19 protein-coding genes and 1 pseudogene (1 of these 20 cut by a window edge) are annotated in these 24895 nt (G+C 64.1%); 12 read left to right on the forward strand and 8 right to left on the reverse strand.

The features are described 5' to 3' along the window. Nucleotides 1–109 precede the first annotated feature (109 nt). The 6 genes from EOB59_RS17215 to EOB59_RS17240 all read right to left on the reverse strand — a co-directional run bounded on the left by EOB59_RS17215 (nt 110) and on the right by EOB59_RS17240 (nt 7738). Nucleotides 110–1210 (reverse strand): pyridoxal phosphate-dependent aminotransferase, encoded by a 1101-nt coding sequence (locus EOB59_RS17215; protein ID WP_128288856.1) that lies wholly within the window; start codon nt 1208–1210, stop codon nt 110–112. A gap of 223 nt (nt 1211–1433) precedes the next feature. After that, nucleotides 1434–1895 (reverse strand): MucR family transcriptional regulator, encoded by a 462-nt coding sequence (locus tag EOB59_RS17220; RefSeq protein WP_127270031.1) that lies wholly within the window; start codon nt 1893–1895, stop codon nt 1434–1436. A 214-nt stretch (nt 1896–2109) separates the two neighbouring features. Beyond that, a complete protein-coding gene (locus tag EOB59_RS17225; RefSeq protein WP_128288857.1) occupies nt 2110–2829 on the reverse strand; it encodes an ROK family protein in 720 nt (239 codons plus the stop codon). Nucleotides 2830–2841: 12 nt separating this feature from the next. Continuing rightward, the gene (gene zwf, locus EOB59_RS17230; RefSeq protein ID WP_127318786.1) at nt 2842–4218 is read right to left on the reverse strand and encodes a glucose-6-phosphate dehydrogenase; all 1377 of its coding nucleotides are present in this window, start codon (nt 4216–4218) and stop codon (nt 2842–2844) included. Between the two features lie 22 nt (nt 4219–4240). Next, on the reverse strand, nt 4241–5254 hold the full coding sequence (gene gnd, locus EOB59_RS17235) for a phosphogluconate dehydrogenase (NAD(+)-dependent, decarboxylating) (protein ID WP_128288858.1): 1014 nt from the start codon (nt 5252–5254) through the stop codon (nt 4241–4243). Nucleotides 5255–5317: 63 nt separating this feature from the next. Continuing rightward, a complete protein-coding gene (locus EOB59_RS17240) occupies nt 5318–7738 on the reverse strand; it encodes a glucan 1,4-alpha-glucosidase (RefSeq protein WP_128288859.1) in 2421 nt (806 codons plus the stop codon). A gap of 331 nt (nt 7739–8069) precedes the next feature. Between EOB59_RS17240 and EOB59_RS17245 the strand changes: the two genes are divergently transcribed. The 9 genes from EOB59_RS17245 to EOB59_RS17285 all read left to right on the forward strand — a co-directional run bounded on the left by EOB59_RS17245 (nt 8070) and on the right by EOB59_RS17285 (nt 18966). Further along, the gene (locus tag EOB59_RS17245; protein ID WP_128288860.1) at nt 8070–9344 is read left to right on the forward strand and encodes a histidine kinase; all 1275 of its coding nucleotides are present in this window, start codon (nt 8070–8072) and stop codon (nt 9342–9344) included. Next, nucleotides 9344–10066: a response regulator transcription factor gene (locus EOB59_RS17250; protein WP_127318792.1), complete on the forward strand. Its 723-nt coding sequence runs from the start codon at nt 9344–9346 to the stop codon at nt 10064–10066. The genes EOB59_RS17245 and EOB59_RS17250 overlap by 1 nt, the downstream gene beginning before the upstream one ends. A gap of 81 nt (nt 10067–10147) precedes the next feature. After that, nucleotides 10148–11041, forward strand: coding sequence for a YihY/virulence factor BrkB family protein (locus EOB59_RS17255; RefSeq protein WP_128288861.1), 894 nt, complete (start codon nt 10148–10150; stop codon nt 11039–11041). 278 nt (nt 11042–11319) lie between these two features. Beyond that, on the forward strand, nt 11320–12210 hold the full coding sequence (locus EOB59_RS17260) for an SMP-30/gluconolactonase/LRE family protein (protein ID WP_127808743.1): 891 nt from the start codon (nt 11320–11322) through the stop codon (nt 12208–12210). Nucleotides 12211–12306: 96 nt separating this feature from the next. After that, entirely contained in the window at nt 12307–13320 is a 1014-nt protein-coding gene (locus tag EOB59_RS17265; RefSeq protein ID WP_023811211.1) for an ABC transporter substrate-binding protein, read from the forward strand. 49 nt (nt 13321–13369) lie between these two features. Then, nucleotides 13370–14839, forward strand: a complete 1470-nt coding sequence (locus tag EOB59_RS17270) for a sugar ABC transporter ATP-binding protein (RefSeq protein ID WP_128288862.1) — start codon at nt 13370–13372, stop codon at nt 14837–14839. Nucleotide 14840: 1 nt separating this feature from the next. Then, nucleotides 14841–15821 carry an ABC transporter permease gene (locus tag EOB59_RS17275; RefSeq protein ID WP_164895675.1) on the forward strand — a complete coding sequence of 327 codons (981 nt, stop codon included), beginning with the start codon at nt 14841–14843 and terminating at the stop codon, nt 15819–15821. A 3-nt stretch (nt 15822–15824) separates the two neighbouring features. Next, nucleotides 15825–16772: an ABC transporter permease gene (locus EOB59_RS17280; protein ID WP_127808746.1), complete on the forward strand. Its 948-nt coding sequence runs from the start codon at nt 15825–15827 to the stop codon at nt 16770–16772. Between the two features lie 124 nt (nt 16773–16896). Then, complete coding sequence (locus tag EOB59_RS17285; RefSeq protein ID WP_128288864.1) at nt 16897–18966, forward strand: 3-hydroxyacyl-CoA dehydrogenase NAD-binding domain-containing protein; 2070 nt, start codon at nt 16897–16899, stop codon at nt 18964–18966. Between the two features lie 302 nt (nt 18967–19268). Here EOB59_RS17285 and EOB59_RS17295 read toward each other — a convergent pair whose 3' ends face one another. Then, nucleotides 19269–20630 carry a cytochrome ubiquinol oxidase subunit I gene (locus EOB59_RS17295; protein WP_127808524.1) on the reverse strand — a complete coding sequence of 454 codons (1362 nt, stop codon included), beginning with the start codon at nt 20628–20630 and terminating at the stop codon, nt 19269–19271. Nucleotides 20631–20890: 260 nt separating this feature from the next. Here EOB59_RS17295 and EOB59_RS17300 point away from each other — a divergent pair, with 260 nt between their 5' ends. Both EOB59_RS17300 and EOB59_RS17305 read left to right on the forward strand, forming a co-directional pair. Beyond that, a complete protein-coding gene (locus EOB59_RS17300) occupies nt 20891–21817 on the forward strand; it encodes an ABC transporter ATP-binding protein (protein ID WP_127268578.1) in 927 nt (308 codons plus the stop codon). Further along, nucleotides 21814–22575, forward strand: coding sequence for an ABC transporter permease (locus tag EOB59_RS17305; RefSeq protein ID WP_127268577.1), 762 nt, complete (start codon nt 21814–21816; stop codon nt 22573–22575). Before EOB59_RS17300 ends, EOB59_RS17305 begins: the two co-directional genes overlap by 4 nt. A 192-nt stretch (nt 22576–22767) precedes the next feature. Here EOB59_RS17305 and EOB59_RS17310 read toward each other — a convergent pair whose 3' ends face one another. After that, nucleotides 22768–23805 (reverse strand): phosphatidylglycerol lysyltransferase domain-containing protein, encoded by a 1038-nt coding sequence (locus tag EOB59_RS17310; protein ID WP_128288866.1) that lies wholly within the window; start codon nt 23803–23805, stop codon nt 22768–22770. A 352-nt stretch (nt 23806–24157) separates the two neighbouring features. Here EOB59_RS17310 and EOB59_RS17315 point away from each other — a divergent pair. Beyond that, nucleotides 24158–24895 (forward strand): annotated as a pseudogene (locus EOB59_RS17315) (NAD(P)/FAD-dependent oxidoreductase) (it continues 412 nt past the right edge of the window).

The following is a 24895-nucleotide window of genomic DNA, read 5'->3' on the forward strand; positions in this document are numbered from 1 at the left end:
CTATACGGGGAGAGGATGCCGGCAGGCAGGTGAGGGGCGGCGCAGACGCTGGCCACTATGAACGGTCGCTGTGACGCAGTAGCATCAACCGGTCTCTGGCACGGGAAACTTACTGCCGAAGCGCGACGGAAATGGCGTCGAGGCCGCCACGCAATTCGGCTTCCGTCGGCCAGCCAAAGCCGACGCGGAAGAAGCGCTTCTCCATCTCGAACCAGTGGCCGGGTCCGACATAGGTGCCGTGGTTTTCCAGCAGGTTCACATAGAACCGGTCGAGGTCGAAGCCGGGTTCGACATTGAGGCGCGGGAAGCCGACGACGCCACCTTCGGGCCTGATCCAGTCGACCAGCGGTTCGCGATCGATCCAGGCCTGGACGATGTCGCGGCGCCCTGCCATTTCGGGCAGCAGCGTCGCCAGGAAAGCGTCCCGGCGCTCGAGCATGCCCCGTGCAATCCCTTCGTCGATGACGCTGCCGCAGATGCCGATCTGCTCCTTGGCGGCGAGGAATTTCTCTTGAAGCTCAGCGTCCCGGGTGATCAGCCAACCGATGCGGATGCCGGGAATGCCGAAGGCCTTGGACAATGACGAGACGCTGATCGCTCTCGGGCTCAGCGAGGCAGCCGTCGGCAGCCGTCGGCCGTAGGAAAGGTCGCGATAGGTCTCGTCGACCAGCAGACGGCAGTTGCTGCTTTCGGCAAGCGCCACCAGCGCATCGAGCTCGGTTCGGCTCATCATCGTGCCGGTCGGGTTGTGCGGGCAGGTGACGCTGATCAGCTTCGTGTCCGGCCGCAGCGCCGCCTTGACGCGTTCGACATCGATGGCGAAGCCTTCCTCGAAGGCCAGGTCGACAAAGCTGATGGCGCAGCCGATCGCCCTTGGGGTTTCGATGTTGGTGGCGTAGTTGGGCCTGATGACGACGAGATGGTCATTGGCCGACAAGAGCGAGGTCGAGATGATGAACAGCGCGCCCGCGGCGCCGGCGGTGACCAGGACATCATCCGGCGAAATGCCGGCACCCTGCGCCGAGATCAGTGCACGCAACTGCTTGTCGCCGCGATGCTCGCCATAGAAAAGCGTGAGATCAGGCAGCGACAGGCCGATGTCGGAGAGCTTCTGGTCGGCGATCGAACTTTCCGAAAGATTGTAGCGGATACGGTCGTAGCCGTATTCTTCCGGCGCTTCTTTCTCGATCACCATCCTGGTGTAGTTCATGGCTCGCTCCCCTAGAGCAGTTCACCGTTTCACGGAAACGGCGACCCGCTCTAACTCCTTGTTTTCACGCAATTCCGGACGGAAAACCGTTTCACAATTTTCCTGGAATTGCTCTAGGAACCCGTCCACCTATCCAAGCCATAAAAATAGGAAGCCTGCCAAGGCGGATTCGCCGGCAGGCTTCTGTTCCAGTCGTCCTAACTGTTGGCTCAGGACTGAATGTTCAGGCCGAGGCCTTGGCCTTCCTGCCCTTGGCGGGTGCCTTCACGGGGGCAGCCTTGCGGCCGAGGCCGATGGATTTCGCCAGCAGCGAACGCGAGGCCGCGTAGTTGGGAGCGACCATCGGATAGTCCGACGGCAAGCCCCATTTGGCGCGATAGGCGTCCGGTGTCAGGCCGAAATGCACGCCCAGGTGACGCTTCAGCGATTTGAACTTCTTGCCGTCTTCGAGGCAGATGATGAAATCGGGTGTCACCGACTTCTTGGGGTTGACCGCCGGGACCAGGGGGGCAGCCACCGGGACCGCAGGCTTGCCGAGCGCGTTTATCGAGGCGCTGACGCTGGCGATGAGGTCGGCCAGGCCGGAGGCGGGCAAGCGGTTCTTCTCGACGTAAGCGGACACGATGTGAGCGGTCAGCTCGAGCAGATCGATGTCTTTACGGGCACTGTTGCTATCGTCGGTCACTCTATTTCTCCGTCTACAGCGAATGACCTGAAAATCGGATTCGACTTCCGGAAAGGATCATGCGCGAAATCAAAATGCTATGGCGTCCTTCGTGCGTCCACGGACGAATGGCGTTGGTGTAGCGCGGAATTCCTAGTCGGCAAATCTGCGTATTGCAACGACTTGATGTCAGGTCACACGTTATTTTGAACAACTATATTAAACAATAACAGTATCAGACTATCAGCGCTTTGTCGCGCCACAAACGAAACCCGCCTTCGAAGGCGCGTGTGTTGTCGCCGCGCCTGGAGTCGGCGGGCAATTCATCGAGCTTGTCGACGTTGCCGCCGCCAATCACGACATAGTCCGGCTGCATGGCGGCACGGAGCCGGTCGACGACGTCGAAGACGTATTTGCGCCATTTCTTCTTGCCGCGCTTTTCCAGGCCGCGTTCGCCGACATAATCCTCGAAACTCTTGCCCTTCCTGTAGGGCAGATGCGCGAGTTCCATCGGTTGGGCGACGTTGTCGGCAATCATCGCCGCACCGAGCCCGGTGCCGAGCCCGAGGAACAGCATGCGCCCGCCCTCGTAGCTGCCGATGGCCTGCATCAGCGCGTCATTGACCACTTTCACCGGTTTGCCGAACGCGCCCGCAAAGTCGAATCCAGCCCAGCCCTTGCCGAGATTGGCGGGGTCGGCGAGCGGCCTGTTGTGATTGACCGGGCCGGGATAGCCCATCGAGACGACGTCGTAGGACAGGCCTTGGGCGAGCTTATTGACCACCTCGATCATCTGCTGCGGCGTCAGGTCCGGTCCGGAGTCGGCGCGGCGCACCTCGCCGCCGGCGCTGGCGAGGATCTTGACGTGCGAGCCGCCGATGTCGATCGTGAGCACGATCTTTTCAGTATCCGGCTTCCCGGTGCCCGATGCCGGTTGCTTTACTGCCTTGGCCATCGTGTGGTCCTCTCACTTCACCGGATCGATCCAGCCATTGGGCGGCCCGAACCCGGCCATGACGTCCGCGGGTCCCCATGTGAGCGGCTCGTAGAGATGCGGCGGCGTGGTGTCGCCAAGCACCGGGCCGACGATGCGCCAGGCCAGTTCGCTGGCGTCCTGGCGGGTGAACAACTGCCCGTTGCCGTTCATGGCGTCGCCGATCAAGCGCTCATAGGGCGGCATGTCGCCCTTTGAGTCGTCGAGCGCCGTCAGTTCGACCTGCTCGCCGATCATGTCGTCGCCCGGCGCCTTGCGCTGTGCTCCGATGGCGATCACCACCTGTGGGTCGATGCGGAAGCGGACGTAGTTCTGGTCGGCGGGCTTGATCGGATCGAAGACATCGAGCGGCGGCCGCTTCAGCCGCACCACCACTTCGGTGACATGCACCGGCATGTTCTTGCCGGCGCGGATGAAGAACGGCACGTCCTGCCAGCGCCAGGTGTCGACGAAGAAACGCACCGCCGCGAAGGTCTCGACGGGCGAGTTCGGCGCCACGCCCGGTTCGGCGAGATAGCCGGTGAACTGGCCACGCACGACATCGTCTTTTGTCAGCGTCCTGATCGCGCGCAGCACCTGCACCTTCTCATCGATCAGGTCGTCGGCGGAACGGCCGACAGGCGGCTCCATGGCAAGCAGCAAAAGGATGTTGAGCAGATGGTTCTCGATGACGTCCCTGATGCAGCCGACATCGTCATAGAAGCGGCCACGTCCCTCGACGCCGAAATCCTCGGCCATGGTGATCTGCACGCTTTCGACGTAGTTGCGGTTCCAGATCGGCTCGAGCAGCGAATTGGCGAAGCGGAAATAGAGCAGGTTCTGGATCGCTTCCTTGCCCAGGTAATGGTCGATGCGGAAGATCGACTGTTCGTCGAACACCAGATGCAGGACCCGGTTCAGCCAGCGCGCCGATTGCAGATCGTGACCGAAGGGCTTTTCCACCATCAGCCGCGCGCCATGCGCCGTGCCTGATTGCTCCAGCCCCTGGACGACGGTCTCGAACATGGTCGGCGGCACCGCCATGTAGTGCAGCGGCCGCTGTGCGGTGCCGAGCGCGCTCTTCAGTTTCTCGAACGTCGCTCCGTCACGGTAGTCGCCGCTGACGTAGCGCAGCAGCGAGGCGAATTTGGCGAACGCTTTCTCGTCGATCTTGCCGAGCGCATTGACGATGCCATCGCGGGCGCGCGCCTGCAACTGCTTGAGGTCCCAGGCGTCGAAGGCGACGCCGATCACCGGCTCGGTGAGCGTGCCCTTGGCGACCATTTGGTAAAGGGCTGGAAATATCTTCTTGTGGGCGAGGTCGCCGGTGGCCCCGAAGAGCACCAGCGTGTCGGACCGTTCCTGGCTCATGCGCGTGTCTCTCCCAGTGTCCTCACTTGCCGGCCTTCGGCTTCTCGACATGGCCGCCAAAGGCATAGCGCATGGCGGAGAGCAGCTTGTCGGCGAATTCGGATTCGCCCTGCGAGGAGAAGCGGTCGAACAGTGCCGAGGACAGCACCGGAGCCGGCACGCCGGTGTCGATCGCCGCCTTCAGCGTCCAGCGCCCTTCGCCGGAATCCGAAACGCGGCCGCCGAAATTCACCAGGCCCGGATCGCTTTTCAACGCGCCGGCCGTCAGGTCGAGCAGCCAGGAGCCGATAACGCTGCCATGCCGCCAGACCTCGGCCACCTGGGGAAGGTCGATGTCGAACTGGTAGTATTGCGGGTTTTCCAGCGGACTGGTCTCGGCGTCCGCCGTCCGTTGCCGCTTGCCGGCATTGGCCGACTTCAGGATGTTCATGCCTTCGGCATAGGCGGCCATGACGCCATATTCGATGCCGTTGTGCACCATCTTGACGAAGTGGCCGGCACCGCTGGGTCCGCAATGCAGATAGCCGAAGGGCGCGGTCCCGGCATCCCCAGGCGGATTGGAGCCGGCATCGGCGCCCGGTGCCAGCGTGGCGAAGATCGAATCGAGGTGCTGCACCGCCACGTCGGGACCGCCGATCATCAGGCAGTAGCCACGCTCCAGGCCCCAGACGCCGCCGCTGGTGCCGACATCGACAAGATGGATACCCTTGCCGGCCAGCTTCGCGGCCTGGTCGACGGCGTCGTGGTAGTAGGAATTGCCGCCGTCGATGACGATGTCGCCGGGTTCCATCAGGGCCGCCACCTGGTCGATGATCCTGCCGGTGATCGCCGCCGGCAGCATCAGCCACACGCAGCGCGGCTTGGCCAGCTTGCCGACGAATTCTTCCATCGAGGCCGCCCCTGACGCGCCGTCGGCCACCAGGGCGGCGACGCTGGCCGGGTTGATGTCGTAGACGACGCATTCGTGGCCGTCGCGCATCAGGCGCCGGACCATGTTGGCGCCCATCCGGCCCAGTCCCATCATTCCGATCTGCATGGTTTCGTCCCTGTTTTCTAAGAGATTTGCGGGGTTATCGAGGGAAGGTCTACTGGCTGTGATCTACTGGCGATCTTGGTCGCCCGATATGACGGAGAAGTCGACATTCTCCCAATCGCCGGTCGCGGGCCAGAAAAAAGTGAAGAGCAGCGTGCTTCCCTCGGGGAGGCTTGCCGCGGGCAGATCGGCAAGATGGATGCCGAAGGCGTTCTCCACCGTATGGCTGTCGTGGGCGGTCGCCCAGTTGTCGGTGCTCCAGTGGACTGTAGCCGGGTCCAACAATTCGACGCGCAACGTCTTGCCCTCCGGCATGGTGCGGATCTTGTTGTTGAACCGCCATGTCCTGAACGGCGATACGGTCTTGTCCTCGATATAGCGCTTGACGCCTTGCGGCGGCATGTCGAAGACCGCGCCGTCGCGCAGCGAGCGCAGCAGCTTGATATGCTCCGAATGCGCCCAGACCAGCGGCATGGCGCTGCCCGAGGGTCGGCCATGCAGCAGTTCGCGCTCCGGCAGATCGGCGCCGTCCCAGACCTGCTCCGGCAACAGGCCGCCCGGTCCGGCCGAGCCTTCCAGTGCTGCCAGCAGGCTGGCTGCCTTTTCCTCGTGTCCAGCCGCCAGCTCATAGTGGGCGCGTTCGCCGGCCAGCAGCGGCCAGGGGCGACCCTGGCCGGTGCCATCGAAAGGCGCGCCATCTTCATGCTCGCCGTAGCCATCGCCGTTGTAGCGATACCAGAGCGGCCCTTGCGGCAGATCGCAGCGCAATTGCGCGTCGATGACCTTGACCGTGTCTGTCATGCGCGGATCGTCGGCCGCCCGCAGACCGAAGCGGACAAGTGCCAGCGCATCCGGGCTGACGATCTCCTTGGCGGGCCGATCCGTGTCGCCGGGCGGCCGGTTCTTGATCGGGACATAGCCGTCCTTCGGCGAACCGGCCTCGGCGCTGTCGGGTGGTGCTATGCGGACATAGTAGCCTTCGACGCCGACTTGACTGCAGATCGCCGTGCCGGTGACGTAGGTCCAGCGCTCGACCTGGTCGTTCCAGACGTCTGATGTCTCGCGCAGATAGGTCGCGGCGTCTGTCTTGCCGCAAGCGTCGAGCAGGTCTGCCGCGGCAAGCAGTGCGGCGATTTCGACGGCGAGCGTGAACGGGCTGTAGCCGGCATCCTCTTCCCAGCGGTCCTCGCCGGTGACGGGTCCGTTGCGCACGACATAGCCGGCGGCGCGCTCGATCATCGGCAGGAAGGTCATGAGCCTGGCGCGCGGCAAATGGCCGGCGCGGCGCAAAGCATCGGCCAGCAGCAGCGGAAAGGCGCATTCGTCCATCTGGATGCCGGGCCAATAGGCCGATCCGTCGAGCCAGGCGTTCTGCGGCCAATGGCCGTCCGGCTGCTGGATGGAGCTGAGGTAATCGAGGATTTGCAGGGCCGAGGCAGCATCGCCGGCAGCAAGAAAGCCGCCCGCCGTCTCGACCAGATCGCGCGGCCAGACCAGATGATAGCCGCCGAGGTCGTCGTCACCCTTGTTGAAGCCCCACGGGATCGACAGGCTGGCGACCGCGGCGCCTGGTGTCGCGATCGACCGGTGCGTCGCCAGTACCGCGGTGCTGGTGCGATAGCTGTTGATACCCGATGGTGCCGTGTGTCGATCTAGCGGCAGCAGGCCAGTCTGCCATTGGCGCCAGTTCTGGAGGTAGGATTTCGCTGCGGGTTCAAAACCCTGCTTCAGGCTGGCGAAAGCATGTTCCGCGGCCTCGTCCGATGTCGCGCCGAACCCAAGCGCCAGCAAGGCCTTGGTCTCTGTGGCGGAAAAGCCGATCTCGCCCGTCAGCGCAACATTGCCGTCCTCGGCCCGCTGGTACGCAGCGTCGAGCTCACCTGTATTGTGGAGTTGCTGCCAACCGTCGGAAAAGCCGACATAGCCGGCCGAACCGGTTCGCCAGGGCAGCGACGAGGCCAGCGCCAGGCAAGAGCCGCGCCCCGAGGCGAACAGCATGGGCTTTCCCTCGTGCTCGCCGACCCAGGCGGTGTTGCCCATGCCGGCATTGACCAGATGCGGTGCCAGAAGCGCGTAGACGCGGTAGCCACCGGGCACCCCTTTCAGCGCCGTGAAGGTGATTTCCTGCAGCAGAGCCGGGCGCGCCGGGTCGGCGAGGATGCGCTTTTCGATCCGCCAGGCGCCGTCGCTCGCCGTGTTGACCAGCCTGTAGGCGGGCACGCCGTCCTCGAACGGTTCGATCGTATGCACGGCATCGCGTTTCTCTTCCGAAAAATAGCCGCCGGGACCGGTGACGATCAAGCCGAGGTCGCGGGTGCAGGCGCTGTCGACGCGCGGATAGTAGACTTCGTTGAGGATGCCGTGGCTGATCGTAAACCAAATCCGGCCGGCCGGCGAAAGCGACGTTCCAACGCCACTCTTGGCGCTTGATGTCCAGCGCGCCGGGATCCCCGGGGCGCCCGGAGCAACGTTTTGCGTCACTGGCATTCTGTTTCGGTCTCCTGGCCTCCTCCCTAGACCAGGACGCGAACCCTTTACAATCATTGCACCGCAAGTTGATCGGCCGGTCCAACGGCAGGGCAACGAACTCGGGCTGACGGGTTTCTTCGGAGCCTTCGCCCGCCATTGGCTGACGGAGCATCAAGCGAACAACCCGCCTGTGCGGCGGGTCACTGGCGCAAATCAGCACCACGGACAAAAATGTACCATAGCTGAGGTCACCGAGTCAAGAAAAAATTCCTATAGTCAACGGCGCCGTCGTTGACAGCGGCGGCGGCATGCGTCCACTATTTCGCGGCACGGGAGGATCGTGAAAGCAATGGCGGAAGTGTCCCTGGTCCTGATCGACCGGCTGCTGGCGATATCGCGGGCGCTTGCCGGCCATATCGATCCCGGCACGGCGTTCCGCGCGACCGCCATCGAGATCGGCACGCTCATCCCGCACGACCATATCGATCTGGCTGTGCTGTCTCACGATGGGCGCATGCATGCCTGCTACGAAGCCGGTTTCCACACCAGTTGGAGCGAGCTCGCCCAGCATCCGGTGGAAGGCAGTCCGATTCGCTTCGTGTTGTGGGGCAAGACGCCTTACCTGTTGTCGGACAACGCGCTTGTCGACGACCGTTTTCATTTTGCCGGCGCTTTCGACGAGCCGATTTTCGCGGCCAAGCTGCGCAGCCGCATCATCGTGCCGCTCAGGGCGCGCGGTAGCGTCATCGGCGCGCTCAACATCAGCCGGCACGAAATCGGCTGCTACACGCTTGCCGATGTCGCGGTTGCCCAGCAATGCGCCGATCTGATCGCGCCCTATATCTTCGCGCTGATCCAGACCGAGGAGGCGCGCCGCGCCATGCTGGCCGAAAGCGACGCGCGCAACCGCGTCGAACTGCTGCGCGTCGGCGCCTCGCAATTGACCGAGGGCATGGAGCGCGAACGCCGCCGCATGGCCATGGACCTGCACGACCAGACGCTTGCCGATCTCGCCCGCATCGCCCGCCAGCTTTCGGCCCTTCGCGGCCAGGGCGTGGCGCGGGCCGCGCAGCTTGCCGACCTCGAGCAGGAGGTCGCCGGCTGCCTGACGGAACTGCGCCACATCGTCGACGCCATGCGGCCGAGCGTGCTCGAACTGTTCGGACTGCGCGATGCGGTCGAAGCACATCTCAACCGCAGTGTCAGCAAGGCCAAGCCGCCGATCGCCGTGCGCATCGCCGACACCAGCGACGGGGGCGCCGACAGCCTGGCCGAGCCAGTGCGGACCGCGCTCTACCGGATCGTGCAGGAAGCGATCAACAATGCCGTTCGCCATGCCGCGCCGCACCGCATCGACGTGCTGCTGGCGTCGACCGCGAGCGTGCTGCGGGTGATCGTGACGGATGACGGCCAGGGCTGCGGCGCCGTCGACCCGGCCGCGTATGGCGGCATCGGCCATATGCACACGCGGGCAGCCCTTATCGGGGCGCGGCTGCGTATCGGCCAGGCCGGCCGCAAGAACGGCGGCACCCGTGTCGTCGTCGAGATCGACCGCCAGCCGTCGCGAGAATTGGCGGCGGCTGCAGCGGTGCCTGGCGAGTTCGCCGTATCGGAGGCCATGTGATGCTTGTGATGATCGCCGAGAATGACGGGCTGCACCGTAGCTTCGCGCGGCGAACGGTGGAGCAGCTGTGGCCCGGCGACGTCGAGGTGATCGAAGCGAGCGACGGCGAGGACGCCATCAACCTGGCGGCCGAACGCGAGCCACTGCATGTCGTGCTCGATTTGCAGATGCCCAAGGCGACGGGAATCGAAGTTGCCAAGGCGATCTGGAACCGTCGCGCCGGCACGCACATCCTGTTCTGGTCGAATTTCGCCGACGAAGCCTATGTGCGCGGCGTGGCGCGCATCGTGCCGCCCGGTTCGGTCTACGGCTATGTGCTCAAATCGGCGACGGAGGAGGGCATGCGGTCCGCGCTGCGCGGGGTTTTCCGCGAAGGCCACTGCATCATCGACCGCGAAATCCGCGGCATCCAGCACCGCGTGCAGGACAAGTTCGAGGGCATCACCGACGGCGAATATGAGAGCCTGATCGACATCGCGCTCGGCCTGACCGACCGGGCGATCGCGGCGCGGCGCGGCCTGTCGATCCGTGGTGCGCAGAGCCGCATCAAGCACTGCTACGACAAGCTCGGCATCGTGCCGGCGGAGGACGGCGCCGGCGATGCTTCCGTGTTCAACTCGCGGACACGGGCGATCTATCTCGCCATGGCGCGTGGCCTGATCAACATCGACGCACTGCGCCGCGAACAGGACCGGCTCGATGCCTGGCTGGCGGAGCACTGAAACAGCGGCGGCCACGCCCCGGAACTTCGGAAGGTCAGGCGCATTGCTAGTGAACGCCAACTCAATGCCTGCGGACCCGAAGTGCGACCCTCAATCACAGATTCATGGCATCTGGTGCGTGAAAGCATAGTCGGCTTCATCAACGACAATGCGCTTAGCCATGGTGCTGCGATGGCTTTCTATGCCACCACTTCGCTGGCGCCGATCTTGCTGATCGTGGTTGCGATTGCTGGTCTCGTCTTCGGCCACGATGCCGCACAATTGGCCTTGTCCGCGCAGATATCAGGGCTGATGGGACCGGAAAGCGCCGATCTCCTGAAGACTGCGCTGGAAAGTGCATCCGGCAGCCTGTACGGCACCTCGGCCGCGATCATAGGGCTGGTCACATTGCTGGTGTCCGCGTCTGGTGTCTTCGGCGAGATGCAGCAATCGTTGAACACGATCTGGAAGATCGAACCGCAAGGCAATTCCCTGTCGCGTCTGGTGCGGGCGCGGGCCGCCAGTCTGGGGTTGGTGGCCGCACTCGGGTTCCTGTTGCTGGTCTCTCTCATCGCAAGCACTGCGATTTCGGCACTGGGCGATTTCATCAACGCCTATCTGCCGTTCGGAACGATCATACTCAGCGGGATCAACGGCGTCGTTTCGTTTGCACTTATCTCGGTGATGTTTGCCGCCATCTACAAAGTTTTACCCGATCGAACCCTGGAATGGCGCGATGTGGCAATTGGCGCTGTCGGGACCGCGGCCCTGTTCACACTGGGGAAATCGCTTATCGGCTGGTATATCGGCACCAGCGCGATTGCGTCTTCGTATGGCGCCGCTGGCGGCCTGCTCGTCATATTGCTCTGGGTTTACTACTCGTCGGAAATTTTCCTCCTCGGCGCCGAGTTCACGCGCGCCTATTCCGTTCGGCACGGCAGCCGGTCCGACCTGGGCACCTTGGTTGACAGGTCTTTACCCGCGCAGCACGACTGAGCTCGAGCACGGCAGGAGTCCAACTCTGCCGGCGTGCGCGAGCGCAGCCCTGACCGCTTTTGCAGCGTGTTCGCCGGCCCTGATCTGACGTCGTCGCTATCCCGTGCTCGATAGGCACGGCCGACTGTGCAAACGCACAGTCGGCCGTGCGCTTTGACCCGTATCGGCTCGTCGGCACCGCGCCTACGCTCTGCCCCAACAAGAAGCCTATATCGGGAAGCGCTCATGCCATTTGTCACCATGCGGAGTAGCACGGCTGTTCGCGCCGGGAGCCGATGATGTCGGTGTCGGCGCGTGCGCGCCATTCCGGCTTCGACGATGTCGTCGGCGATGCGACCATTGAGACGGTGGCGAGCGGCTTCGGCTTCCTCGAAGGGCCGGTCTGGCACCCCTATGAGAAATGGCTGGTCTTCTCCGACATTCCGGAAAGTCGGATCTATCGCCGCAGTGCCGAAGGCGAGATCGAGCTGTTCCGCGCGCCGAGCCACAAGGCCAATGGCAACACGCTGGACCGCCAGGGGCGGCTGGTCACCTGCGAGCACGCAACAAGCCGGGTGACCCGCGCCGAGCCCAACGGCGGCGCGACGGTGCTTGCCACGCACCATCAGGGCAAGCAGCTCAACAGCCCGAACGACATCGTCGTTGCCACCGGCGGATCGATCTACTTCACCGATCCGGGCTATGGCCGGAGGGAATTCTATGGCGTGCCACGGCCACAGGACCTGCCGTTCCAAGGCGTCTACCGCATCGATGGCGACGGCGCCCGGCTGACATTGCTGGCCGACGATTTCGGGCAGCCGAACGGGCTTTGCTTTTCGCTGGACGAGTCGCGGCTGTTCATCAACGACACCGAACGCGGGCATATCAGGGTGTTCGGCGTCGAAGCCAATGGCGACCTCGATGGCGGCGCGGTGTGGGCAGTGACCGAGGGCGAGGGGCCGGGGGCGCCCGACGGCATGAAGATCGACAGCCGCGGCAATCTTTACTGCACCGGACCCGGCGGCATCCACATTTTCGACGCGTCGGGCGCCATTCTTGGCGTCATCCGGACACCTGAAGATTGCGCGAATTTCACCTTCGGTGACGACGATTTGCAAAGCCTCTACATCACCGCGTCGACGTCGCTGTACCGGCTCAGGGTGCGCGTGCCGGGATTGAGACTGTTTTGAGCTCGCGACAATCCGTGCTCAAATCAGAGTTGGGAGTGAGGCCGGGGTCAAAGCCGGTGGGAATGCAGCAGTCAACACATCTGGGAGGATAACGACATGAAGAAACTGTTCGTTCTGGGAGCCTTGGCGGCAATGCTCGCCTCGGGCACGGCGCTGGCCGACACCAGCGGCAAGAAGATTGCCTTTTCCAACAATTATGCCGGCAATTCCTGGCGGCAGGCGATGCTCGACAGCTATGGCATCGTCACCAAGAAGGCGGTCGCCGACAAGATCGTCGGCGCGGCCGACATCTTCACCACCGCCGACAAGGAGGTGCCGACGCAGGCAGCACAGGTGCAGAACCTGATCCTGCAGGGCTATGACGCGATCGTCATCAACGCGGCCTCGCCGGATGCACTCAACGGCGCCATCAAACAGGCCTGCGATGCCGGCATCGTCGTCGTCTCCTTCGACGGCACCGTGACCGAACCTTGCGCCTACCGTGTCGTCGTCGACTTCAAGGACATGGGCAAGCAGGAAATCGAGCAGATGGCCAAGTTCCAGCCCAAGGGCGGCAATCTTCTGGAAATCCGTGGGCTTGCCGGGACCTCGATCGACGATGCCATCCATGCCGGCATCCTCGAAGGCGTCGCCGCCCATCCCGAGTTCAAGATCGTCGGTTCGGTGACCGGCGACTGGGACCAGACGACGGCGCAGAAGGCGGTTGCGACCATCCTGCCGTCGCTGCCCGACATCGTAGGCGTCGTCGACCAGGGCGGTGACGGTTACGGGGCGGCCCAGGCCTTCGCCGCCGCCGGCAAGCCGCGCCCGACCATCATCATGGGCAACCGCCAGGACGAGCTGCAGTGGTGGAAGGAGCAGAAGGACAAGGACGGCTACCAGACCTGGTCGGCTTCGATCGCGCCCGGCGTGTCGTCGCTCGCCTTCTGGGTGGCGCAGCAGGTGCTCGACGGCCGCACCGACATTCCGCACGATCTGCTGGTGCCGTATCTGGCCTTCACACAGGACGATTTCGAGGCCGAGCTGCCGAAGATCCCCAAGGGCGGCGTCGCCAGCCACGAATACACGCAGGAAGACGCGATCGCGGCCATCAAAGCCAACATCAAGTGAGCCTTGAACAAGCGTTGCCCTCCGGATCATCGAGCGGATATCGTTGAGCATGCCTGAAGGGAACGCTGACATCATCAGACTGAACGGCGCCGAAAAGCATTTCGGCGCCGTTCGCGCACTGGGCGGCGTGGATTTCCATGTCGGCCCCGGCGAATGCGTTGGTCTCGTCGGCCACAATGGCGCCGGCAAATCGACGCTGATGCACATGGTGGCGGGCACGCTGGTGCCCGACAGTGGGCAGATCGGCGTGCATGGCGACACCGAGGACAACTACTCGGTGTCGCGCGCGCAGCAACTCGGCATACGCTGCGTCTTCCAGGAACTGTCGCTGTGCCCCAATCTCAGCGTCGCCGAGAACACGCGCATCAACCACGCGTCGCTGCGCGGCTTCGGCTGGCGGCGCAAGGCGGCGGATCTGATCGCCGCCAAGCTCGACGAGATCTTTCCGGGCCACAGCATTTCGGCGTCCGATATTGTCGGCGACCTGTCGATCGGCCGGCGCCAGATGGTGGAAGTGGCGCGCGCCTTCACCGTCACTCAGGATCGGCTCGACCTCGTCATCCTCGACGAGCCGACATCGTCGCTCGATGCGCATACGGCGGGCCAGCTGCTGGCCTTCGTCCGCCGCTTCGTTGCCGGCGGCAAAAGCTGCATCCTGATCTCGCATGTGCTGGGTGAGGTGCTGCGCAACGCCGATCGCATCGTGGTGATGCGCGACGGCAAGGTGGTTGTCGCCGACGCCGCCAGCGCCTTCGACCGCGACCGGCTGGTGACGGCGATGGGCGGAGCGGAAGCGCGCCAGAAGATCGCGGCGCAAATCGCTGCCGCCAAGCCCGGCGCCAGTCCGCTACGGGTCCGGGCGCGGCCCGCCGCGCAGAAGGACGGCACCGACCTTGTCGCCTGCGCCGGGGAGATCATCGGCCTTGCCGGTCTGGCGGGACACGGCCAGACCGACCTGCTGCTGGCGATCTTTAGCGCGGCATCGCGCGCCAAGGCAGGCATCGAGGTGACGGCGCCGGTGGCGCTGGTCGCCGGCGACCGCCAGTCGGACGGCATTTTTCCGCAATGGTCGATCGCGCAGAATATCGGCATCCGCTCGCTGCCGCGGCTGCGCAGCGGGCTGCTGATCTCGCCGCAGCGCGAGGCCGAACTCGCTGCACTATGGCAGAAGAAGATCGGCATCCGCACGCCCGATATGAACAACAACATCTTCTCGCTGTCGGGCGGCAACCAGCAGAAGGCGCTGTTTGCCCGCGCGCTCGGCTCGGACGCGCAGATCGTGCTGATGGACGACCCGATGCGCGGCGTCGATATCGGCACTAAGCTGGAGGTCTATGACCTCGTGCGCGAAGAGGCTGCCCGAGGCCGCACCTTCCTCTGGTACACCACGGAAACCGAAGAGCTCGACAATTGCGATCACATCTATGTCTTCAAGAACGGCCGCATCGTCGCCAATCTGCGCCGCGACGAGTTGACCGAAGAGAAGATCATCCAGTCCTCCTTCGGCGATGCGGCCTGAGATGACGGCCGCCAGCCTCGACACCGCCGCCAGGACGTCCGCCGAGCGAGGCGCACTGGCCCGGGCCCGTCTGTTGCGCGGGCTGCTGCCGGCGCTGTCGCTGGCGCTGGTGCTGCTCGCCATCGCCTGGCTCAACCCGCGCGCCATCAGCTATTTCGGCTTCAGCCTGATGCTCAATTTGGCGATCCCGATCGCGTTGGCGACCATCGCGCAGATGTTCGTTATCGCCGGAAACGAGCTCGACCTGTCGATCGGCACCTTCGTCGGCTTCGTCGGCTGCGTCACGGCGACCTGGCTGAAGGACGCGCCGCTCATCGGTGCCGTCATCCTGCTTGGATCGATCGGCGTATATGCGCTGCTCGGCGCGCTGATCCATCTGCGCAATCTGCCGTCCATCGTGGTGACGCTCGGCATGAGTTTCGTCTGGCAGGGGCTGGCGATTCTCGTCCTGCCCAAACCGGGCGGCAAGGCGCCGGACTGGCTGCTTGGGCTGATGGCGTTCAAGCCGCCCTTCATTCCGTTCCCGATCATCGCCGCGCTGCTGATCGGCGTCATCGTTCATTTCGGCCTGATGCGCACTTCCTATGGCGTGATCCTGCGCGGCTCCGGCGGCAATCCGGCGGCACTCGGCCGCGCCGGCTGGTCGCTGCTCAAGACCAAGATCGTGCTGTTTGCGCTGGCCGGTCTGTTCGGCGTGCTGTCCGGAATGGCGCTGATCGGCATCACCACCTCGGCCGACGCCAATATCGGCAATGGCTACACGCTGCTGGCCATCGCCGGCGTCATCCTCGGCGGCGGCGAATTCGTCGGCGGCCGGGTGTCGCCGATAGGTGCTGTGATCGGCGCGCTGACGCTGGCGCTGGCGGCCTCGCCGCTGCTCACCTTCATGCACATTCCACCCGATTGGCAGGTTGCCGCCAACGGCGCCATCCTCATCATCGTGCTGGCGGCGCGGGTGCTGATCAGCCGCAAGGAGAGGTGAGCGATGACATCGGTGAAATCGCTGCTCGCCAAACCCTGGATCTGGTCGTTCATTGGCGCGCTTCTGGTGTGGCTGGCGACGATCGCCTTCACCGGCGGTTATGGCGCCGGCGGCATGGTGACGGCGGCCCTGTCGCTGGCGGTGTTCACCGTCATTGTCGGCGTCGGCCAGATGTTCGTCATCACACTCGGCCCGGGCAATGTCGACCTGTCGCTGCCGGCCAATATCGGCCTTGCCAGCGCCGTCGCGATGAAAGTGATGGACGGCAATGATTCCATGATCGCGGTCGGGCTGCTGGCGGCGCTTGCCTGCGGGGCGGCGATCGGCGCCGCCAACTACCTGCTGATCTGGGCGCTGCGCATCCCGCCGATCATAGCCACTTTGTCGGCCAGCTTCATCATCCAGTCGATCGACATCAGCTACGGACGCGGCCTGCAGATCAAGCCGCCGCCGGGCTTCGCCGATTTCGCCAACTGGCAGATACTCGGCATTCCGGTGCTGGCGATCCTCACCGTACTGTTCACCATCGGTGCGGCGGTCGCCCTGCAGCGCATGATCTATGGCCGCTCGGTGCTGGCGATCGGCCAGAATATCCGCGCCGCCTGGCTCGCCGGCGTCAATGTCGGCCGCATCCGCTTCCTCACCTACACGCTGTCGGGCGCGCTCGGCGGCATCGACGGCGCGCTGCTCGCCGGCTATTTCCGCGGCGCCAATGTCGATATCGGCAATGAATATTTGCTGGCCTCGATCGCCGTCGTCGTCATCGGCGGCACGTCGGTGGCCGGCGGCAAGGCCAATGTGCCCGGGGTCTGGGGCGCGGCGCTGTTCCTGGTGCTGCTTTTGACCATGCTCAACACGTTTGGGGTGAGTGCCGGCGTAAGGCTGCTGCTGACGGGGCTGATCATTGTCGGGGTGATCACGGCGGCGGGCGGGCAGAAGGCGCCGCGGTAGGCTCCGCCTTCGTCGTCCCAGGCCTGTAATCATTGTGCCAGGCCGACATCCGGTTCCCTTCGACGTCATGGCGCTGTAAATCCCGTTTGCGGCCACGGCCGCTGAATAGCGCTGGGAGGTTTGCGTGTCCGATTTCGTGAAGGTCAGCCGTGACGGCGACGTCGCCGTCGTCACTATCGACAACCCGCCGGTCAACGCGCTGAGTTTTCATGTTCGCGAACCGCTGATGCAGGCGCTGGTTGAGTTGCGCGACGATGCTTCGGTTGCCGCCATCGTCATTGCATGCGCCGGCCGGACCTTTGTCGCCGGCGCCGACATCACCGAATTCGGCAAGCCGATGCAGCAGCCCGAACTGCGCGCCATCGTGGCTGTGCTGGAGACCATCGCCAAGCCGACGGTGGCCGCCATCCACGGCACCGCGCTCGGCGGCGGGCTGGAGCTGGCGCTGGGCTGCCATTTCCGCGTCGCCGATGCCGGCGCCAAGCTCGGCCTGCCGGAGGTGAAGCTCGGCCTGCTGCCGGGGGGCGGCGGCACGGTGCGGCTGCCGCGCCTGGTCGGCGCGGTGAAGGCGCTCAGGATGATCGTCTCCGGTACGCCGATCGGTGCGACCGAGGCGCATGCCGCCGGTCTCGTCGATGCCGTCTTCGAAGGCGATCTGACGACGCATGCCGTGAACTTCGCCAGGGAAATTGCCCGCAAGGGTGGCCCCTTCACGCCAGTGCGTGATCGCGATGGGCTCAAGGAGACCGACCTCGCGGCTTTCGACGCCGAGGCTGCGGACCTCGCCAGGAAGGCGCGCGGGCTCGAGGCGCCGATCGCCTGTGCGCTGTCGGTGCGCAATGCCGTCACGCTGCCCTTCGATGCGGCGCTGGCGGCGGAACGTGCGTTGTTCGTGAAACTGGTCGGCAGCGACCAGTCGCGGGCGCAGCGGCATTTGTTCTTCGCCGAACGTGAGGCGGCAAAGGTTTCGGGAAAAGACATCGTCAAGCGCAGGATTGCCCGCGTCGGCGTCATCGGCGCCGGCACGATGGGCGGCGGCATCGCCATGGCCTTCGCCAATGGCGGCTATCCCGTGACCTTGCTGGAAACCAGCCATGAGGCATTGCAGCGCGGCTTGGCGACGATCGACAGAAACTACTCGGTGTCCGTCACGCGCGGTTCGCTAAGCGAAGTCGCCAAGCGCGAGCGGCTCGCCCAGTTCAAGGGCTCCACCGATTATGCCGATCTCGCCGATTGCGACCTGATCGTAGAGGCGGTGTTCGAGGACATGGCGGTCAAGAAGGAGGTGTTCGGCAAGCTCGAAGCGGTGGCCAAACCGGGCGCGATCCTCGCCACCAACACCTCCTATCTCGACATCAACGAAATCGCCGCCTCGACCTCGCGGCCGCAGGACGTGCTTGGCCTGCATTTCTTCTCGCCGGCCAATGTCATGAAGCTCCTGGAGATCGTGCGCGCCGACAAGACCGCGCCCGATGCGCTGGCGACCGTCGTCGACCTGGCGCGGCGGATCGGCAAGGTGGCCGTTGTCGTCGGCGTCTGCCACGGCTTCGTCGGCAACCGCATGCTGGCCGCGCGCGGCTCGGAATCGGAAGCGCTTCTTCTGGAAGGCGCGACGCCCAGCCAGATCGACCAGGTCTTCACCGATTTCGGCTGGCCGATGGGGCCTTTCCAGATGGGCGATCTCGCCGGTCTCGACATCGGCTGGCGCAACCGCAAGGCGCGTGGCTTGTCGGCCGTGATCGCCGACACGCTGTGCGAGCAAGGACGTTTCGGCCAGAAGACCGGCCGGGGTTTCTACCTTTACGAGGCTGGCGCGCGTACACCAGTGCCGGATCCCGAGGTTGAAGCGCTGATCTGCGACAAGGCCGCGGAGAAGGGCATCGCGCCGCGCGCGATCAGTGCGGAGGAAATCATCGAGCGCACGCTCTATCCCCTGGTCAACGAGGGCGCCAAGATCCTTGAGGAAGGCATAGCGGCCCGTGCGTCCGACATCGATGTCGTCTGGGTCAATGGCTACGGCTTTCCCATCGGCAAGGGCGGGCCGATGTTCTGGGCTGGCCTCGAAGGCCCGGCCAGGATCATCGAGCGGCTCGAGTACTGGCATCAACGGACAGGCAAGGACGTGTTCAAGCCGGCGCCGTTGCTGATGCGGATGGCCGAGACCGGATCGTGGAACGGCGACGCGATAGCCTGATCAAACGTCATGGGCAAGCCACCCAATTGTCGAGGTCTGCGCTGCCCCTCATCACCCTGCCGGGCGTTCGTTGTTCGAAAAGCCAAGCAGTTGGCTTTTCGTCCGCTGCGCGGACCACGCCTCGACTCCCCGTATAGTGACGGGGAGAAGGGGCTCGCGGTAACCTCGTCGCCTGTCTTGCAACGTTGGAGATTGGCGAAACCGGTAATTACTGCGCCCCTCTCCCCGTCCCTATACGGGGAGAGGATGCCGGCAGGCAGGTGAGGGGCCGCGCCGGCGCCCGGCTGGAGTGCCATATCAAATCACTCCCCCGCAGCCGGCTGCGACATCGGCGCGTTGAGCACGCCGGGCAACGGCGAGTTGTCGCCGTCCTTCGCCGCCTTCAGCGCCAGGTGCACCAGCACGCCGAGATAGGCGATCAGCAACAGCACATAGAGAACGAGGTATATGGCGAGCGTCAGCGCGACATGGCTGCCGGCCACCGGGCCGACCGCGTCGGCGGTTTTCAGCACGCCCGTCACCAGCCAGGGCTGGCGGCCGATTTCGGTGGTGTACCAGCCGGCCAGCGTCGCCAGCCAGCCCGACAGCGCCATCGGCACCATCAGCATGGCCAGCGGCTTCGGCAGGCTGTGCCGGCGCTTGAGGAAGAAGGCCGCCGACCATGAGACGAGCAGCATCAATATGCCCGTGCCGACCATGATGCGGAAACCCCAGAACACCGGAAAGACCGGCGGATGGTTGCCGGGATAGTCGTTCAACCCCGGCACCACGCCGCTGGTCGAGTGCCGCAGCACCAGGCTGGCTCCATCGGGAATGGCGATCTCGAATTTGTTTTCCTTCGCCGCCTCGTCGGGCAGCGCGAAGAGCACCAGCGGCACGTTGGGGCCGGTGTTCCAGTTGGCCTCCATGGCGGCGATCTTCTGCGGCTGATGCTCCAGCGTGTTCAGCCCATGCTGGTCGCCGGCGAAGATCTGGATCGGGATCAGGATCGCCGCGGTGAAGACGCCGGTGCGCAGCGCCTTCCACATCGATTCCGAGCGGTCGCCGGTGAGATAGCGCAGCGCCGACAGGCCTGATATCAGGAACGACACCGTCAGCCCCGACGCCAGCAGCATGTGGGTCAGCCTGTAGGGCATCGACGGATTGAAGATGATTGCCCACCAGTCGACCGCATGCGCCACGCCGTCGCGCATCTCGAATCCGGCCGGCGTCTGCATCCAGGAATTGAGCGCGATGATCCAGAATGCCGAGACGGTGGTGCCGCCGGCGACCAGCACCGTCGCCAGCGTGTGGATGCGGTTGGAGACGCGGCGGAAGCCGAACAGCATGATGCCGAGAAAGGCCGCTTCGAGGAAGAAGGCGGTGAGGATTTCGTAGGCCAGCAGCGGCCCGGCGATGTTGCCGACCTTTTCCATGTAGCCCGGCCAGTTGGTGCCGAACTGGAAGCTCATGGTGACGCCCGAAACCACGCCCATGGCAAAGGACAGCGCGAACACCTTCACCCAGGTGAAATAGGCGCGCATCCAGGCGGAATCGTTGGTCGCGTTGTAACGCAACTTGAAGAACAGCAGCACCCAACCCAGCGCAATGGTGATCGTCGGAAATAGAATATGGAATGAAATATTCGCGCCGAACTGGATACGCGAAAGTATGAGCGGGTCCATGATAGGCTCCGGCTGCTGCAAATACTCGCGAAGGATAGGCCCGAAGCGAGTTCAGGTCAAAGCGGCGTCCTGCCGCGAGGCTGAACGCCACAGGACAATTTTGCCGGTTGCGTGCCGTGCAACTCCGGGCCTGTGCGCCGCACCTGCAACGGCCGGCCGGCACGATTGTCGAGAACTGTCAGCAGGGCATTGACTTGCGGTTGCAAGCACCGACATTCGGCCTATATCAGGGGACCTCTTTCAAGCAGCCGTTTTCATCCATGCCTTCCATCCTGTCCATTTCCGGGGTCTCCAAGACCTACGCCACCGGCTTCACCGCGCTCAAGGAAGTCAATCTCGACATTCAGCGCGGCGAGATCTTCGCGCTGCTTGGACCCAATGGCGCCGGCAAGACGACCCTGATCTCGATCGTCTGCGGCATCGTCAACCGTTCGTCGGGCACCGTCACCGTCGACGGCCACGACATCAACAAGGATTATCGCGCCGCGCGCGGTCTGATCGGGCTGGTGCCGCAGGAACTGACCATCGACGCCTTCGAGAGCGTCTGGGCGACGGTCAATTACAGCCGTGGCCTGTTCGGCAAGCCGGCCAACCCCGGCTTTGTCGAGAAGGTGCTGCGCGACCTGTCGCTGTGGGACAAGAAGGACGCCAAGGCGATCACCCTGTCGGGCGGCATGAAGCGCCGGCTGATGATCGCCAAGGCGCTGTCGCATGAGCCGCGCATCCTGTTCCTCGACGAGCCGACCGCCGGCGTCGACGTCGAGCTGCGCCAGGACATGTGGGCGATGGTGCGCCGGCTGCGCGAGGACGGCGTCACGATCATCCTCACCACGCATTATATCGAGGAAGCCGAGGCGATGGCCGACCGGGTCGGCGTCATCAACCGCGGCGAGATCATCCTGGTCGAGAACAAGGCCGAACTGATGCGCAAGCTCGGCCGCAAGCGGCTGGTGCTGGAACTGCGCAATCCGTTGACGGCCATTCCCGAGGCGCTCTCGCGCTATGCGCTGGAGTTGTCGCCCGATGGCGGGCAGCTGACCTACACCTATGACAATCAGGCCGAGCGGCCCGGCGTCGCCTCGTTGATGCGCGATCTCGAGGCCGGCGGCATCCAGTTCCGCGATATCGACACGCAAAACTCTTCGCTCGAGGAGATCTTCGTCAATCTGGTGAGGAGGGAGCCATGAACCTTCGCGCCGTATGGGCGATCTACCGCATGGAAATGGCGCGTGCTTTCCGCACCGTGCTGCAGAGCATCGTCTCGCCGGTCATCTCGACGTCGCTGTATTTCGTCGTCTTCGGCTCGGCCATCGGCTCGCGCATCACCGAGATCGACGGCATCAGCTACGGCGCCTTCATCGTGCCGGGTCTGATCATGCTGTCGCTGTTGACGCAGTCGATCTCCAACGCCTCCTTTGCCATCTATTTCCCGAAATTCGTCGGCTCGATCTACGAGCTTCTGTCGGCGCCGGTCTCCTATCTGGAGATCGTCATCGCCTATGTCGGCGGTGCCGCGACCAAGTCGATCCTTCTCGGTCTGATCATCCTGGCCACCGCCTCGCTGTTCGTGCCGCTGACCATCCTGCATCCGTTCTGGATGCTCGCCTTCCTGGTGCTGACGGCGGTGACCTTCAGCCTGTTCGGCTTCATTATCGGCATCTGGGCGAAGAGTTTCGAGCAGCTGCAGCTGGTGCCGCTGTTGATCATCACGCCGCTGACCTTCCTCGGCGGCAGCTTCTATTCGATCAACATGCTGCCCGAGATCTGGCGCACGGTGACGCTGTTCAATCCGGTCGTCTATCTGATCAGCGGCTTCCGCTGGAGCTTCTACGGCAAATCCGATGTCTCGGTCGGTATCAGCCTCGGCATGACGATCGTCTTTCTGCTGATCTGCATAGCGATCGTCGCCTGGATATTCAGGACCGGCTACCGGCTCAGGAACTGAGCGGCGAAAGCGCCCTGAGCGCCGCTAGGTCTGTTGAGATTCAGGTCAGGCCGAGTCGAAAATGGTGGATTCCGAGAACCGGAGCGGAGCGTACTTTTTGTACGTGAGCTCAGTTCTACTGCGTGGCAGTAGAACTAGGGAAGCGCAGGAAGCCGCCATTTGCAGGCCGGCCTCACCTGAATATCGCCAGACCTAGATCGCCTTGATCAGCCGCAGCAGCCCCAGCATCTCGACATACGTCCCCTTGCGGAAGGCGATGTAGACCGGCTCCTCGACGCCGTGGAAGCGGCGCTTGAACGCCGCCTGGCCCTGCAGGTTGAACCTGCGGCGGTTGACCCAGGGCGAAGAATAGGCGCGCTGGAAGGCATTGCGCCAGAAATCGCTTTCGGCAAATCCGCTCGGACCCACATCGACGAGCGGCGACAGGCCGAGCGTGACCACCGAGATGCCCTCTTCGCGAAAACGGTCGACGGCGAATTTGGTCAGGCCGACCTCGGCATGCGGTGAGGCGTCGAGATGCTTGCGCTTGAAGGCGGTGGTGTAACCGATGACCTTGCCGCCGGCAAACAACGGGTCGAAGTCGAGCAGAGCGACCAGTTCGCCATCGGGACCGTGCAGGACGAAACGGCGCATGTCGGTGCCGAGATGGTCGGCGAAATGGCGGTTGAGAAAGCCCATCTCCCAGCGCTTGACGATGCGGTCGCCGCGCCAGTTTTCCGAAAGCCGGGCGATCTCGTCGAGGTAGATCGTGCGCTTGTCCTCTTCGAACGAAAAGCCCTTCTTCAGCAGCCAGCGCTCGGAGTAGCGCACGGTCTCGTTGCGCTTCCCGGAAAAATCATGCTCGGGCAGGGAGAGGCGGGTGTCGATGCCGAGGCGATTGACCTTGTAGCCAAGGCCGGCCAGCACGCATGCGGTGTCCTCGCCGACCTGCACGAACCATGGGCTGCCGGCGGTCTCGACGAAGCGCTTGATGTAATCGGCCCGACGTGCCGGAGCCGCCACCGGGTCGCCGAGCGCGAAATGGTGCTTCATCTTGGTACCGAAGGCGATGTAGCCATCGGCGTCGCCGAAATAGGAAAGCTTGCCTTGCACGGCGGTGGAATAGGCGAGCGAGAAGTCGCCATAGCGGCGCACCAGTGCCAGGCGTTCGATATGGGTCAGCGCCTGCCGCTCGACCTCGGGCGCGGCGGCCTCAAGGATCTTGTCGAAATAGAACCGCAAGGAGGGCATGGTCGAGATTCCGCGTGCCGCCTACAGCGCCGGCCGTCCAGGACGCGCCAAGGTGCTGTAACACTTTGATTCTGCGCATGACTCGAAAATCGGACTCGATTTCGGGCATGCGCGTGGGGGATAACCGAGACCCGCCAGCCACCCAAGGCCTCGAATCAATCACATTGCCGCGACCTGATTACCGTTGATATCGCGCATATGCCATATAGAGCGCAACCGCGGCCCGGCGTGTGGCGCTAAATCGCATCGCTCGAAATTCGGCCGCGGTTTGCTGCAGGGGATCCTGCGCGCGATCAAACGGTTACAGCGTCCTGCGAGCCTTGCGGCGGGACGTCCAATGGGATTCGAGTGAATGACTGATACGACAATCAGATCGGTTGCGGATCTGCCGGCCACGGTCGAGCCGGCAATCGTTGTCGGCGCCGGTGCTGCCGGGCTGGCCGCCGCGCATGCCTTGATGAACGCCGGCGTGCCTACGGCGATCCTGGAAAAGGAAAGCCGGCTGGCCGAGCCCTGGCACCGGCGCCACCAGCAATTGCATCTCAACACCCATCGCGATCTTTCTTCGCTGCCTGGTCTCGCCTTTCCCCCTGGCACGCCCGCCTTTCCGCAAAGAATGGTCGTCATCCGCCACATGAACGATTTCCAGAAGGAGAACCGGCTGCCGGTGCAGTTTGGCGTCGCGGTCGAAGAGATCACCTTCAAGGGCGACCACTGGGCATTGCGCACCAGCGCCGGACCGCGCTTCGCCCGCAATGTCGTCATCGCCACCGGCCGCGACAGGCAGCCGTTCACCCCCGAATGGAAAGGCATGAAGGATTTCGTCGGGCGCATCATCCATTCGGCGGATTTCGGTGACGCGCAAGCCTATGCGGGCCAAAAAGTGCTGGTCGTCGGCGCCGGCAATTCGGGCTTCGATGCGCTCAATCATCTGGCCGGCATAGACACGGCCGCCATCTGGCTGTCGGCCCGCAACGGTCCCGCCCTGCTGCCCAAGCGCATCTGCAAGATCGCCGTGCACCGGCTTTCGCCGATCATGGCGCGCTTGCCGTTGCGGCTCGCCGATGCGGGGATGGCGGCAACGCAGCGG

Origin of the sequence: Mesorhizobium sp. M7A.F.Ca.MR.176.00.0.0 (genome assembly GCF_004023165.1) — a bacterium.
In the GTDB taxonomy this organism is placed as follows: domain Bacteria; phylum Pseudomonadota; class Alphaproteobacteria; order Rhizobiales; family Rhizobiaceae; genus Mesorhizobium.